This is a genomic window from Acinetobacter sp. YH12096 (assembly GCF_013419215.1).
GTDB lineage: Bacteria > Pseudomonadota > Gammaproteobacteria > Pseudomonadales > Moraxellaceae > Acinetobacter > Acinetobacter amyesii.
In genome coordinates this window covers 41,059-55,266 of record NZ_VPAM01000019.1, presented here as the reverse complement: position 1 = coordinate 55,266, position 14,208 = coordinate 41,059, and the positions used below count along the sequence as shown (strand labels likewise).

Below are 14,208 nucleotides of genomic sequence, written 5' to 3'. Positions count from 1 at the left end.
TGTGAAGCAGTTAATAAAAACAAGAAATCTTGTGTGTTTGCGCAGAAAATGTTCATTGAAAACGCAAGTAAAGATATGTTAAAAATGTTCACAACTTGTAAATAATAATGCTGCTAACTTAATTGTTTGTACATCCTCAATGGGTAGGGTCAATAAATGGACGATAAATTCCAAAATCTAAAAGTCATGGTAATTGATGATTCAAAAACCATTCGTCGTACGGCCGAAACGCTGCTTCAGCGTGAAGGATGTGAAGTAGTCACTGCTGTAGATGGTTTTGAAGCACTTTCAAAAATTGCAGATGCGAATCCAGATATCGTATTTGTCGATATAATGATGCCACGTCTAGATGGCTATCAAACTTGTGCCCTGATTAAAAACTCTCAAAATTATCAAAATATTCCTGTGATTATGCTTTCAAGTAAAGATGGTTTATTTGATCAGGCGAAGGGTCGTGTTGTAGGTTCGGATGAATACTTGACTAAGCCATTCAGTAAAGATGAATTGCTGAATGCAATCCGTAATCACGTTACAGCTTAATTAGATTTTTTATTTTTTGGGGAAAAAGCATGGCACGTATCCTAATCGTTGATGATTCACCAACAGAAACATTCCGTTTTAAAGAAATTTTAGGTAAACACGGTTTTGAAGTGATTGAAGCTTCAAATGGGGCAGATGGGGTGACAATGGCTCAAGCTGAGTTACCTGATTTGGTCTTAATGGATGTGGTAATGCCGGGTGTGAATGGATTCCAAGCAACACGTCAAATTGCACGTGGTGCGACCACCAAACATATCCCGATTGTCATTGTAAGTACCAAAGATCAGGCAACTGACCGTGTTTGGGGTAAACGCCAAGGTGCTTCTGATTATCTAACTAAACCTGTAGACGAAAAACAATTAATTGATGTGATTAAGCAACACCTCAATGCAGGATAAAGCTCTATGGCAGCAAATGGATTTATCGAATTACTTCGAATCGCAAAACGAGGAAACAAAAACTACGTTTCCACTGAAAATGAAGTAAACCGATGGTCAGGCATTGCTTTTGAGATGATGGGGCAATATTACGTTGCTCCTTTAGGTGAAGTAGCTGAAGTGATCTACCCACCAAAATATACGCCAGTTCCCAACACCCAACCTTGGGTGATGGGATTAGCCAATATTCGGGGACGCTTACTTTCTTTGTCTGACCTAGCACAATATATAACCGGTCATCGAAGTAGTTTTTCACCCACTCAAAAAGTTTTATGTATTAGTCATAATGACCATTATGTCGGTTTGGTAGTCGATCAAGTTTTGGGTATTCAACACTTTAATAAGAAAAGTTATTTTTCTAAACATAATGAGTTGGATCGAAATTTACAGGAATATTGTCAGGGGTATTTCCACCAGCATAACCAGCAGTGGAATGTATTTCTCTTCAGTCGTTTACTGCAAAATCCAAAATACATGAACGCATCTATAAAATTTATAAATTAATTGTCGCGCACGAACGAAAGAAGGCGTAATCGGGGAGAAGCTGAATGGGCTTTAAACTTAAAAAGAAAAATACGGGTGAAAGCACCAGTGGTCGTAAAGGCGGTAATGCTTTTCTGGCAAAACTGCAATCACAGACAGATCAATTATCTCGAGTTTTTGGTGATAGTGAAAAATCCAAACCATTTATTTATGGTGCGATTGGTTCATTAGTACTGGCAACGATTATTTTATTATACCTATTCTATAGCGTTCCTCGCGGTAACCAATTAACGCAAAGTTTGGGTGAACTCCGTCTTCTTTCGCAAACAATTTCGCGTCAAGCAACTGAGGCAACTGCTTCAGGTACTGAAGATGCAATGAAAAAATTAATTGCCTCTCAAGATTCGTTCAAAGAAAACTTAGAAACTGTAAAAGACATTCATGCAAATACAGATGCGCTGAAATCTGTAGATACGCAGTGGGCTGAGGTTTCAAAAAGTATTGACTTGATTACTTCGCAACAAAAAATCATTAACAAGTTATATGACACGAACATCGCGATTGGTGAAACCATTCCGGGGATTCAGGCGGAATATAACTTGATGGTCGACCAAATGGCACGTCAAGACATGCCTTCGAACCAGGTGGTTATTGCGAAAAACCAAGTATTCATTGCAGAACGTATTTTACGTTCGATCAGTTCGGTACTTTCAGGTTCTGATAGCTCACGTGAGTCTGCGGATGACTTCAGTGCCGATACTGAAACCTTCGGTTTGTACTTAAATGCCCAATTGGATGGTAGTACAGAGCTTGGTGTACAACGTATTGAAAGCCCTGAATTACGTGAGTCACTTGAAGGCATTAAAGCTGAATATGACGATGTATTAAAATCAGCGGCTGCGACAATTTTGAAAAACTCAACGCAAATTGTGAACGTACGTAAAGCATCTTCACAAATTTTTGCTGAGTCAGACAAATTGTTGGACAACTTAAATCAATTGTCTTCTAGCACAGGCTTGAAAACCATTTTACCTGCGGTACTGTTGATTCTTGCTTTAACAGCCTTCTTGATCTGTGTGTTCAAACTTCTTTCTTTACGTGGTCAATCGGATAAATTCCGTGTAACCCGTCTTCAAGAAGAATATGACCGTAACCAGAACGCGATTTTACGTTTACTCGATGAAATTGCCGATCTTGCAGACGGTGACTTACGTTCGTATGCGACGGTATCTGAAGACTTTACGGGTGCGATTGCCGACTCGATTAACTTCGCAATCGACCAATTACGTGACCTTGTATCGCGTATTACAGAAACTTCTCAAGAAGTTGCACAATATACGGCGAATACGCAGGGTATTACCAACCAGCTTGCCGAAGCATCTGAGCATCAGGCGCAAGAGATTGCTGGTGCATCTGCCGCGATTAACGAAATGGCAATGTCGATTGACCAAGTATCTTCGAACGCTGAAGAATCAGCTGTCGTAGCAGAACGTTCAGTACAAATTGCTGCAAACGGTGCAGATGTTGTAAACCGTTCAATTGAAGGTATGGACACGATTCGTGAGCAGATTCAAGAAACTTCAAAACGTATTAAACGTTTGGGTGAGTCTTCTCAAGAGATTGGTAACATTGTCGCACTGATTAACGATATTGCCGACCAAACGAACATCTTGGCATTAAACGCAGCAATTCAGGCGTCGATGGCGGGTGAAGCAGGTCGTGGTTTCGCCGTGGTAGCGGATGAGGTACAGCGTCTTGCGGAACGTTCAGCGTCTGCAACCAAACAGATTGAAGGCTTGGTAAAAACCATTCAAACGGATACTAACGAAGCCGTAATTTCAATGGAACAAACGACTTCGGAAGTTGTACGTGGTGCGAACTTGTCTAAGGATGCCGGCGTAGCACTGGATGAAATTCAGTCTGTATCGGGTAACTTGGCGAAACTGATTGCAAACATTTCGGATGCTGCAAAACTTCAGTCTGCTTCAGCAGGTCATATTGCGACAACGATGAACGTTGTACAAGAAATTACCTCGCAAACCACCAGTGCAACATTTGATACTGCACGTTCGGTATCTGAATTGGCGAACATGGCTGAATCATTACGTGAATCTGTATCTGACTTTAAACTCCCAGAGTAAGTCAGGCGCAAACCTGCAGTACCTTAGCTACGGTTAGGGTACTGCACCGATTACAGATAACACATCGATAAGGTGAACTTAACGTCACAGTTAAGTCTTAGGTGATGGTTACAATTAAGTTTGAGCAACCTTCTTGGTGGCAAAACATAAGAAGCCTTAGCTATGAAAGAAATATTAAAAAATTTAGTTGAAACAACTACGCTTCCTGAAGATAGTTATCTTGATCAAGATGCAGAAATTTTAGAGATTTTTGTTGAAGAAATAGAAGAGATCTTTGAAGAGCTGGCGGGTTTATTTACAACTTGGTTGGAAAATCCACAAGATAAAGACACTTTAACGACGATTCGTCGTCATTTCCATACCCTGAAAGGTTCAGGTCGTATGGTCGGGGCAAAATCGGCGGGTGAAACTGCATGGGCAGTGGAAGATACGCTGAATCGTGTTATTGCAGGTTCAGTACAGTTAACGCCAACCGTTCAAAAGTTTGCACAAACAGTTTTAAATGTTTATCAATATAAGCTCTATCCACGGTTTAAAAATGTTGCCGAATTGGATGTTGACTTACGTCCATTGGTTTTAATGGGGCAACAATTACAACAAAATATTAGCCTTGAGCCTGCACTCGAAGAATTATTAAAACTGGCAGATCAATTAAAATCTGAAGATGCTGTCACTGGTTTAGAGCTGACTGAAGTTGAAACTACAGAACATGTGGAAGTAGTTGAAAGCACGATCGATGCAGTGGCCGAATCAGAAACAACTCTTGAGCAAGTGGATGCAGATGCATCACTGGTCGAAGAGACTGTGAGCATTTTTATTGAAGAAGCTGAAGAACATCTACAAACGATTGATCAGTTCCTCCAATCTGATGATAGTAAATCACAAGACTATAATGGCTTGATTCGCGCGCTACACACCTTACGTGGTAGTTCGTCGATGGCACAAATCGAAGAGATTTTTGAAGCCAGTTCAAAAGTTGAAAATTTATTCAAAACCTTATTGCAAGACGAAATCGTATCGAGCTCGAAAGAAACTGCTTTATTGATTCAATATGCTGAATTTGTTCGTGATTATTTACACGTGCTGCGTTCAGGAGATAAGGCAAATCTTGCATCTATTTATGAAACCTTCAAAGCCGCTTGGGATGATTATGGTTTTGCTAGCCAAGATCAATTGGCGCCTGAAGATAATCCACAAGGTTTGGTTTCTAAACTAATCGAATTAAATATTGATCAGTTATTGGATGCTGAATTTGAGTTTGATAAACGTGCCCTTGCTGAATTCCCAGACTATATTCAACAGCTCAGTCAACAAGCTTTAGAGTTGATTGAACATACGGATAATCGTGCGTCTGTTGGAATCCATGATTTCACAACTCAACTGCGTGCAGCATATCAGTCTTTAGTTGAAAAGCGTGAATTACTCCATGCTGATTATGGCTATGAGTTATTTGCGCAAGCACATCAAGAGTTTATTCACTTATTTGACACTTTAGCTGCGGGTCAGCGTGTGGTGTTAAGTGAAGAGGTTCAGCGTTTCTTAAATGAGCTGACTGCATTTGTTCAACAAGACATTGAAGCAGTTGCAGCGACGACAACACCAGAAGCCCATGTAGTTGCTGAACCTGTTGCCACTGTAGAAGATAAAGCCGCTGTTCCAAATACAACAGCAGTAGACTTTGCACAATTAAGTCAGCGTATTCAACTTGATCATCAACAGATGCAAGCGGCGGATGCGAATAATGACTTTGATGAAGATCTTTTAGGGATCTTTATTGAAGAGGCAGAAGAATTATTGGTGGGGATTGACCAAGACCTCAGTACTTGGACACGTGATCAGACCAATACTTCAGCTTTGAATAATTTAATGCGTTATTTGCATACCCTAAAAGGTGGTGCAAATATGATTGCCGCATCTCATGTGGGTTTAATTTCGCATGAATTAGAATCGATTTATGAGCGCATTATTCGTCAGCAAATTTCGATTACGCCTGCGTTGATTCAGATTATTCGCTTGGTGCAGGATGATATTTCAGATCGTATTCAAACCATTCGTGATCAAGGGATCGACTACCCTGCGAATAATGTCATCGATATTCTCAAGAATATTCAGTCAATTGTGGCAGGAGAGCGTTCAGAACCTGCTGCATTGGCTACAGCTCCTATTTCAACTGAAACTGAACAGGCTACAGTAGAGCCAGATGTGTCGGTGTCAGAGCCGATGAATATTGCTGAAGACACAGCAGACGCAGTGGTTGAAGCTCACACCACTGCTCACACTGAGTCTGCTGTTGAACATCTTGAACATGCGGTTGCTGAACATGTTGAGCATCCAGATGACGATCTACGTTCTGTCATGGAAGAAACCTTCCTTGAAGAGTCTGAGGAAATTCTTGAACAAGCCGTTCAATTATTAAATCAATGGACTGAGCAACGTAGTGACCGTAACGTATTACTTCAATTACAACGTGCTGCCCACAGTATTAAAGGTGGTGCACGTATGGTTGAAAATGAACCTGTTGCCGCAATTGCGTATCAACTAGAGACGACTTTTGAGCATTTCGCGGTTCATCATTTCAACTCAAATGCATATGACGGCTTACTCAAAACGACCTTGGCATGGTTAAAAGAAGCGATCTTTAACCATGACTATAGTAATTTTGACAGTATCAAATTGAGCTTAGAGTCCATTCAATATGTGGATGTTACGGTTCAATTACCAAACCGTGTTGCAGAATTAGAACAAGGTATTGTCAGTAAAGGCTTTGAATTTATTCAAGGTGATGGTGTTGAACCGCCATCGATGTTGGGTGAGTGGTCAGAAGCCAATTCGTCTGATAACAGTAATGAGATGATTCGTATCTCGGCTGATCTCGTCGAGAAGATGATTGACTTGTCAGGCGAAAACTCGATTAACCGTTCACGTATTGAGATGGACTTAGGTCAGCTAGGCAATACATTGAATGAAATGGAGTTGGCGATTAAGCGACTTGCTGACCAGTTACGTCGAATGGATGGTGAGCTTGAGTCACAAATTATTGCCAAACATGGTTCTGAAAATTCACGCTATGCGGATTTCGACCCATTGGAGATGGACCAATATTCATCGATTAACCAATTGTCAAAATCTTTAGCTGAATCTGCGTCGGATTTGGTCGACTTCAAGAGCACCTTGGCAGAAAAAATCCGTGATGCGGAAGGTCTGTTATTACAACAATCACGTATTCAGTCAGAAATTCAAGAAAGTCTGATGCGTACCCGTTTGGTGCCATTTGATCGTTTGTTACCACGTTTACAACGTATTGTGCGTCAAACCTCTTCGACCTTGAACCGTCCTGCAGAATTGATTGTTCAAAATACAGAAGGTGAATTGGACCGTACGATCTTAGAGCGTTTGGTGACACCATTTGAACATATGCTGCGTAATGCGGTCGACCATGGTTTAGAAGATCCTGCTGACCGTTTGGCTTTGAAAAAGCCAGAAGTGGGTAGCATTGTCTTGAATATTAGTCGTCAGGGTACTGATGTACTGGTGTCTTTCAGTGATGATGGTAAAGGGATTGATGAAGCCAAGATTAAAGACAAAGCTTTAAAACTTGGTTTAATCAAAGCGGATCAGTTCCTCGATAAACAAGAAATTTTGCAATTGATCTTTCATCCAGGTTTCTCAACGGCACAAGCGGTAACGCAAATTTCAGGTCGTGGTGTTGGTCTGGATGTGGTGCAAAGTGAAATTAAAGCCTTGGGTGGCCATGTTTCCGTTGAGTCTGAGTTAGGTAAAGGGACAACCTTTACCATTCGTGTACCAACGACGGTAGCGGTCAGCGATGCCTTGATGGTGAAAGCTGGCGATCAGCAATATGCGATTTCATTAGCGCAAATTGAACGTATTGTCCGTATTGCACCTACGGCACTCGAAACTTACTTCAATAGTAAGGATGACGTGTTTAAAATTGACAACACCAATTACAAACTGCGTTACTTATCAGAGTTTGTGGGTAATCAGCCAATTCCACGTTTAAATAATGTCGGTCATTCACTGCCTGTACTACTAATTAAAGGCAACAGTGGTCAAACTATTGCTTTATTGGTCGATCAGCTGGTGGGTTCACGTTCTCAAATCGTGGTGAAACCAATTGGTCAACAATTTACCAGTGTGGGCGCGATTGCAGGTGCCACGATTCTGGGTGATGGTCATGTATGTTTGATTTTGGATGGACAAAATATTGCACGTCAAATTCAAACCACGCAGCGTGTTAAACATTCAGCTGAGCAGCGTGATTTGGGCCGTCAAGCCAATGCGCGTCGTTTAGTGATGATTGTCGATGACTCGGTAACTGTACGTAAGGTGACTTCGCGCTTACTTGAACGTCAAGGTTATGACATCGTGACTGCGAAAGATGGTGTTGATGCGATTGAACAGCTTGAAAATGTTCGTCCAGACTTGATGTTACTCGATATTGAAATGCCACGTATGGATGGTTTCGAAGTGACCAACTTAGTTCGTCACCACGACATTCACCGTGACTTGCCAATCATTATGATTACATCGCGTACAGGTGAAAAACATCGTGAGCGTGCATTTAGCTTAGGTGTGACTCACTATATGGGTAAACCATTCCAAGAAGCTGAATTGCTTGCCAATATTGAAGCTTTAATTGCAGAAAAGCAGGGGTAATCTATGAGCCAAAATACTGTTTCTCAGGTTGTCAGCGATAAAATTGATCAGCAGGAACTGCAACATCTCATTACGGTTTCTACCGGTTTTATCGATGCGTATATCATTGATTGTCATGGTAAAGAGCCAATGTTGTTGCCACAAAATATTGTGCTTTCAGCGCTCGATAGTGCAACCAAGGTTCCTTTTGTTGAATGGCATGAATTGAAATTGCCAGTTTTCTCGGTCAATGATCCTGCCAAAAATCAGGGCGTGGCTTTGGTGATTGAAGGCGATGATGTTGGACAGCGTTTTGCACTGATGTGTAATGAAATGCCGAAAACCATTCGTCTGCGTATTTCTGAAGTGGTTGATGAAGAAAAAGCCGTGAAAGACGCAAATATTTTCCAATATGTACGCATGGCCGATCAGGTATTTCATATTCCAAATTTAGCCAATATTCAAAACAGCATCGGGCTTCAAGCGGCTTAATATTTGCAAAAACGAGATATAAAAAAGGAACTCAATGGAGTTCCTTTTTTTGACTATGCAGGGAATACTTAAGCCAACAGGTTTTCTAAAATCTTTTCGTAAATTTCAGAAAGTGGCTCCAGTTCTGCCACATTGACGTGTTCATTGATTTGGTGAATCGTGGCATTTAAAACACCTAACTCAAGCACCTGCGCACCTGTAGGCGCAATGAATCGACCATCAGAAGTACCACCACTGGTCGAAAGTTCAGTTTCTGTCCCTGTAACATCACGAATGGCATCACGTGCGGCATTCACTAACTCACCGACAGGGGTGAGGAATGGAAGACCAGATAAGGTCCAAGAGATATCATATTCAACGCCATGACGATCTAGAATTTCCAAGGTGCGTGCTTTGAGTTCGTCCGCCGTCACTTCTGTTGAATAGCGGAAGTTAAAGAGTAAATTCATCGTGCCCGGAACAACGTTGGTTGCGCCTGTACCGGCATTGATATTGGAAATTTGAAAAGATGTTGCGGGGAAGTATTCGTTGCCATTATCCCACACGGTATCGCAAAGTTCAGCCAGTGCCTTTGATGCTGTATGGATTGGATTGACCGCTAGATGTGGGTAAGCAACGTGCCCTTGTTTACCCTTAACCGTTAAATTGGCATTTAGCGAACCACGACGACCATTTTTAACAATATCGCCAAGTGTGTTGGTGCTAGATGGTTCACCCACCAAACACCAAGTCATTTTTTCATTACGCGCTTCTAAAGTTTCAACAACTTTGACAGTCCCGTTGATCGAAGGACCCTCTTCGTCAGAGGTAATAAGAAATGCAATCGAACCTTTATGATTTGGATGCTTTGCAACAAAACGTTCTGAAGCAACAACCATAGCTGCCAACGCGGTTTTCATATCTGCGCTGCCACGACCATACAGTTTACCGTCGCGAATTTCAGGAAGAAATGGGTCAGAACCCCATGCATCCAAGTTACCCGTAGGTACTACATCCGTATGACCTGCAAAGCAAAATACTGGTGCTTCAGTCCCTTTACGTGCCCAAAGATTATCTACATCATCAAAACGCATATTTTCAATGTTAAAGCCAATTTTGGCTAAACGATCCGCCATAATGTTCTGGCAGGTATGGTCAATCGGTGTCACCGACGGTTGGCGAAGTAGTTCTAGGCTGAGATCAAGAGTTGCTGTTGAGGTCATGCTAAATACAGAAGTCAAAAATGTCGCAATATAATAGGCGAATCAACAAGCGAAGGGAAATTTAGACGTAAAAAACCCTATTAAAAAAATAGGGCTCTTTTATAAAATCTTGGGAAATAAATTAATTGCGGCGAATTTCTTCTGAAGTTTTCTCTGCAGTATTGGTTACCGCATCTCCAGCTTTAGATACGTCTTGACCCATACCCTTTACTGTATTACAACCTGTCAGTATAAAAGCGACCATAAGTGATGCAGCTAGAATTTTTTTCATTGACTGTATTCTCCATTATGAAAGAATAATTTTTAGAGGAATAAATTATTCTGATGTGAGATTTAGATTAAAAAATGGCCGTATTAAACAGTAGGTGGTTTTTATGGTGATTAAGTAAATTAATGTAATTTCTACTAAACTACAAATTTCGTCTTCCGTTATTTTAAGTGATTTGCGGTAAAACCAAGCGTGGTTGTCTATACATATAATAGCTTTCATCACTGCTTTTTTTATACAGGCCATCTGTCCACCAATGAGCGGTTTCACTTGTGGGTTGCTGCTGCACGCAGATCCATTCATGTCGTTGTAAGCGATAATAGCCTTGACTTGTGGATGGAATAGCGTGTCCCCATTGACCTATTCTGCGCGCAGGATTGACCCAGTTTGGCAATGTGTTGGTACGCTGAATAGGTAAATATAATTGACCTTTTAAAACACAATAGCGCTGTTGAATTTGCTGCCCAAGTGCTTCATCAAATTGGAATTGTTTTTGGGTGAAATGATTAAGCTTACGAGCCAAAGTATCACTACGATTTAAGCCATACCAATAGGGTAATTGAAAATCACGCTCGGCTAGATAATATTTTAAAGCCACTTCCCAGTGTTCAACTTCACCACTTTCGGTATTTTTTAAAACAAAATCGAGTTCACCTACTGTACGAGGGCCGTCAATTTTTTGAATGCTATGTCCGAGTAACTGGTAGGGATGGTATGGGTGATCGAGAAGCCAAAACCATATAAACATTTCGAAACGTAAACCAAGGCGAGTACTTTTTAATTTTTGTAAAAATTCTACTAATGCACTTGGGTGTTGTTCGAGTTGTTTTAAACGGGGAAGGTAGGCTTCAAAATGTTTTTGCCAAAGCTCGCTTGGATGAAAATGAAAGGGATAGCGGATTTCGAGTTCATTGGGAATTTGCTGCAGAATATTTGGGCTAGCAATACAGAAAGCCAATTGGCGAACTAAGGGCTGTTTAAATTGCAACCATGGCTCAAAATAAGACGACGTTGTCGGGGCTACAGCCATATTGAAACCTTTTGAATAATGCAGAATAACAACGGATAATTGTTAAAAACATCTTATACTACCTGAATTGAAAGTTCAGGGTAGCGGTATGAAGACGTTGTTTTGGCGAAGCTTAGTGGTTGTCTTTGTCATTTTAGGCTTTATAGGGGCTTTATTGCCGGGAATGCCCACGACAGTCTTCTTAATATTAGCGGCATGGGCGGCTTCAAAAGGTTGGCCTCAAATGGATGCGTGGTTGTTGAATCATCCTAAATATGGGCCAACCTTACGCGCTTGGCGCGAAAATGGCACAGTCCCACGCAAAGCAAAATGGTTTGCATCGATCATGATGTTTGTGAGTGGTCTGATTATGCTTTTTACATCAGCACCGATTGCCGTCAAGATTTTCACTGACTTAACCATGTTGATTGTTGGCATTTGGTTATGGACACGACCTGAGCCAAATCAGATACGGACTATTGAAACATCGCCGCAGACACAACCAGTAGATAAAGATAAGCAGAAAGAGCAAGAGCATGTCTGAATATACCCAAGATCAAGCCGATATCCTGATTAACTTGAAAGATCAAACTTTAACTTTGCCGAAGCTCAATAAGTTTTATCTAATTTCATCGGGTAAAAATGGCATTGGTGAACAAGAAAATAGTGGTAAGACTCCACGTGGTTGGCATCAAATTGCGGAAAAGTTTGGTGGACAACAACCTCAAAATGCAGTTTTTAAAGCACGTCAGTGGACAGGTGAGGTTTACGACGAGCAACTTGCCGCATTACATCCTGAGCGGGATTGGATTTTATCTCGAATATTGTGGCTCAGTGGTTTGGAACCCGGCTTTAATGTGGGTGAGGGCTGTGATACTTATCAGCGTTATATTTATATTCATGGCACACCAGATACTGAACCAATGGGTATACCTATGTCACATGGTTGTATTCGCATGCGAAACAGCGATGTTGTAGAACTTTATCAATTGATTCCATTAAATGCGCTGGTTTACATCACTGAACATTGAACACGTCGTTAAAAGCACAAGCCATGAAAACCGAAGTTCATGGCATCAAAACAAAGATTTGAAAAATTAAAGTGAGTTTGAAAGGCGTTTTTTTGTCAGGACTTTTGTCAGGACTAATGCTCGCAAACCAACAGAAAGTCGTGTTTGAATGTATTTTGTACACTAGGGTGTTTTAGAATGCAGTGTGTGTGGTGAATTAATCGTCGGTTCGCTGAACGATTAGCTATGAGTCCACGCGAAAAACTGTTTTTATGTGAATGATGCAGAATATAAGTCATATTTTTAGTAATAAATTTACAGGTTTATAGCTAAAAAATGTTCAAAAATACTGATTTTTCCGCAATATAACTTATTTTTTAATCACTCAAACAGAAAAAGTGGAAAAGAGTTAGAAAAGCGTTTGACAGACCGTGAGGATTCTCTATAATGCACCTCATCAAACGATGAACATGTTTTGAAAAGGGCGCTTAGCTCAGTTGGTAGAGCGTCTGCCTTACAAGCAGAATGTCGGCGGTTCGATCCCGTCAGCGCCCACCAAACCTTTTCAGCGTTAAGATATTTAGAGTGCAGCGGTAGTTCAGTTGGTTAGAATACCGGCCTGTCACGCCGGGGGTCGCGGGTTCGAGTCCCGTCCGCTGCGCCACTTTAAATCTTAATTCGTTTGAACCACAATAGCGACATTGTGTAAGTGCAGCGGTAGTTCAGTTGGTTAGAATACCGGCCTGTCACGCCGGGGGTCGCGGGTTCGAGTCCCGTCCGCTGCGCCATTTACATGATAGATCTTTTGAGGGCGCTTAGCTCAGTTGGTAGAGCGTCTGCCTTACAAGCAGAATGTCGGCGGTTCGATCCCGTCAGCGCCCACCATATTTTTTGCGATGCAGCGGTAGTTCAGTTGGTTAGAATACCGGCCTGTCACGCCGGGGGTCGCGGGTTCGAGTCCCGTCCGCTGCGCCATTTCAAAGAATATAATTGTTGTACCCTTTAAGGGCGCTTAGCTCAGTTGGTAGAGCGTCTGCCTTACAAGCAGAATGTCGGCGGTTCGATCCCGTCAGCGCCCACCATATCTTTTAAGATATAGGTTGTGTTTCGAAAGAAACTACGTGATGCAGCGGTAGTTCAGTTGGTTAGAATACCGGCCTGTCACGCCGGGGGTCGCGGGTTCGAGTCCCGTCCGCTGCGCCATTTATCTTAAAAATCTCTGTTCAAGAGAATGCCTTTAGAAAAATCTTGGATTTTTCTCTTGCGCTCAGACAAGGCTTCGCTTTGTTACTCTTCGCTCAGGGCGCTTAGCTCAGTTGGTAGAGCGTCTGCCTTACAAGCAGAATGTCGGCGGTTCGATCCCGTCAGCGCCCACCATATTCTTCTATAGAAACTTATTTATCCAAAAGCTTGCCTAAATTTTCTGATTTACATAGAATCCGCTCTATAATAATTTTAATATTGTATGTGATCTATGAGAAATCCATATCAGCGCAAGGCAGCGTCTAAAACTCAAACTACAAATTACAATCCTCAACAAACCTATAAACAATTTATTGAAAATATGGTCGCTCAAGGTGGCGTGATTGCGTTATATCAAGATGGTTGGGCACTTTGTGCGACACCTACAGGTCAGCGTTCCTTCGCCATTTGGCAAAATCGTGGTTTGGCACGTTTATTAATTAAAGACAATTGGTCCAATTATGAAATTCAGGAAATTTCATTAAAAGACTTTATCGAAAAAGTCATTCCGTTTTTACGCAGCGAGAGCACTACGGTATCTTTAGATTTAACCCCAGAAGGGCAAAATATTTTGGTTGCGCCTGAAAAGATGCTGTTAGATATTAAAAATTATTTATATCAAGTCTATCAACAGCGCCCAGAAATCTTTGAAAACCTTAAAATTCCTTTGCCACGTAGCATTCGTTTAAATTAATTGTTTATTTACAGCATAAAAAAGCCCTTGTTTA

12 protein-coding genes and 8 tRNA genes are annotated in these 14,208 nt (G+C 41.4%); 17 read left to right on the top strand and 3 right to left on the bottom strand.

What is annotated here, in order from left to right; translation table 11 throughout:
• The first annotated feature begins 156 nt into the window (after positions 1-156).
• The 6 genes from pilG (at position 157) to FTU36_RS09600 (ending at position 8,749) form a co-directional block, all read left to right on the top strand.
• Positions 157-540, top strand: coding sequence for a twitching motility response regulator PilG (pilG, locus tag FTU36_RS09625; RefSeq protein WP_078191060.1), 384 nt, complete (start codon positions 157-159; stop codon positions 538-540).
• A 29-nt stretch (positions 541-569) separates the two neighbouring features.
• Positions 570-938 (top strand): response regulator, encoded by a 369-nt coding sequence (locus FTU36_RS09620; protein WP_078191059.1) that lies wholly within the window; start codon positions 570-572, stop codon positions 936-938.
• Between the two features lie 6 nt (positions 939-944).
• Positions 945-1,481, top strand: a complete 537-nt coding sequence (locus FTU36_RS09615; RefSeq protein WP_078191058.1) for a chemotaxis protein CheW — start codon at positions 945-947, stop codon at positions 1,479-1,481.
• Positions 1,482-1,525: 44 nt separating this feature from the next.
• Positions 1,526-3,601, top strand: a complete 2,076-nt coding sequence (locus FTU36_RS09610) for a methyl-accepting chemotaxis protein (protein ID WP_078192256.1) — start codon at positions 1,526-1,528, stop codon at positions 3,599-3,601.
• Positions 3,602-3,763: 162 nt separating this feature from the next.
• A complete protein-coding gene (locus tag FTU36_RS09605) occupies positions 3,764-8,278 on the top strand; it encodes an Hpt domain-containing protein (protein ID WP_180117617.1) in 4,515 nt (1,504 codons plus the stop codon).
• A gap of 3 nt (positions 8,279-8,281) precedes the next feature.
• A complete protein-coding gene (locus FTU36_RS09600) occupies positions 8,282-8,749 on the top strand; it encodes a hypothetical protein (RefSeq protein WP_078191055.1) in 468 nt (155 codons plus the stop codon).
• A gap of 68 nt (positions 8,750-8,817) precedes the next feature.
• On the opposite strand, the gene dapE is transcribed toward FTU36_RS09600, so the two are convergent.
• The 3 genes from dapE to FTU36_RS09585 form a co-directional block, all read right to left on the bottom strand.
• Entirely contained in the window at positions 8,818-9,951 is a 1,134-nt protein-coding gene (gene dapE, locus FTU36_RS09595) for a succinyl-diaminopimelate desuccinylase (RefSeq protein ID WP_180039703.1), read from the bottom strand.
• A gap of 121 nt (positions 9,952-10,072) precedes the next feature.
• On the bottom strand, positions 10,073-10,222 hold the full coding sequence (locus FTU36_RS09590; protein ID WP_180004989.1) for an entericidin A/B family lipoprotein: 150 nt from the start codon (positions 10,220-10,222) through the stop codon (positions 10,073-10,075).
• A 163-nt stretch (positions 10,223-10,385) separates the two neighbouring features.
• The gene (locus FTU36_RS09585; protein ID WP_180117615.1) at positions 10,386-11,249 is read right to left on the bottom strand and encodes a DUF1853 family protein; all 864 of its coding nucleotides are present in this window, start codon (positions 11,247-11,249) and stop codon (positions 10,386-10,388) included.
• Positions 11,250-11,337: 88 nt separating this feature from the next.
• Between FTU36_RS09585 and FTU36_RS09580 the strand changes: the two genes are divergently transcribed.
• The 11 genes from FTU36_RS09580 (at position 11,338) to FTU36_RS09530 (ending at position 14,174) form a co-directional block, all read left to right on the top strand.
• On the top strand, positions 11,338-11,772 hold the full coding sequence (locus FTU36_RS09580) for a YbaN family protein (RefSeq protein WP_168379293.1): 435 nt from the start codon (positions 11,338-11,340) through the stop codon (positions 11,770-11,772).
• Positions 11,765-12,259: a cell wall-recycling L,D-carboxypeptidase ElsL gene (gene elsL, locus FTU36_RS09575; RefSeq protein ID WP_180007533.1), complete on the top strand. Its 495-nt coding sequence runs from the start codon at positions 11,765-11,767 to the stop codon at positions 12,257-12,259. Before FTU36_RS09580 ends, elsL begins: the two co-directional genes overlap by 8 nt.
• Before the next feature lie 461 nt (positions 12,260-12,720).
• Positions 12,721-12,796: transfer RNA gene (locus FTU36_RS09570), tRNA-Val, on the top strand.
• A 29-nt stretch (positions 12,797-12,825) separates the two neighbouring features.
• Positions 12,826-12,902, top strand: a tRNA-Asp gene (locus tag FTU36_RS09565).
• 47 nt (positions 12,903-12,949) lie between these two features.
• Positions 12,950-13,026, top strand: a tRNA-Asp gene (locus FTU36_RS09560).
• Positions 13,027-13,047: 21 nt separating this feature from the next.
• A tRNA-Val gene (locus FTU36_RS09555) sits at positions 13,048-13,123 on the top strand.
• A 13-nt stretch (positions 13,124-13,136) separates the two neighbouring features.
• Positions 13,137-13,213, top strand: a tRNA-Asp gene (locus FTU36_RS09550).
• A gap of 31 nt (positions 13,214-13,244) precedes the next feature.
• A tRNA-Val gene (locus FTU36_RS09545) sits at positions 13,245-13,320 on the top strand.
• A gap of 44 nt (positions 13,321-13,364) precedes the next feature.
• A tRNA-Asp gene (locus FTU36_RS09540) sits at positions 13,365-13,441 on the top strand.
• Between the two features lie 98 nt (positions 13,442-13,539).
• Positions 13,540-13,615: transfer RNA gene (locus tag FTU36_RS09535), tRNA-Val, on the top strand.
• A gap of 97 nt (positions 13,616-13,712) precedes the next feature.
• Positions 13,713-14,174 (top strand): DUF2750 domain-containing protein, encoded by a 462-nt coding sequence (locus tag FTU36_RS09530; RefSeq protein ID WP_180055520.1) that lies wholly within the window; start codon positions 13,713-13,715, stop codon positions 14,172-14,174.
• The last annotated feature ends 34 nt before the right edge of the window (positions 14,175-14,208 follow it).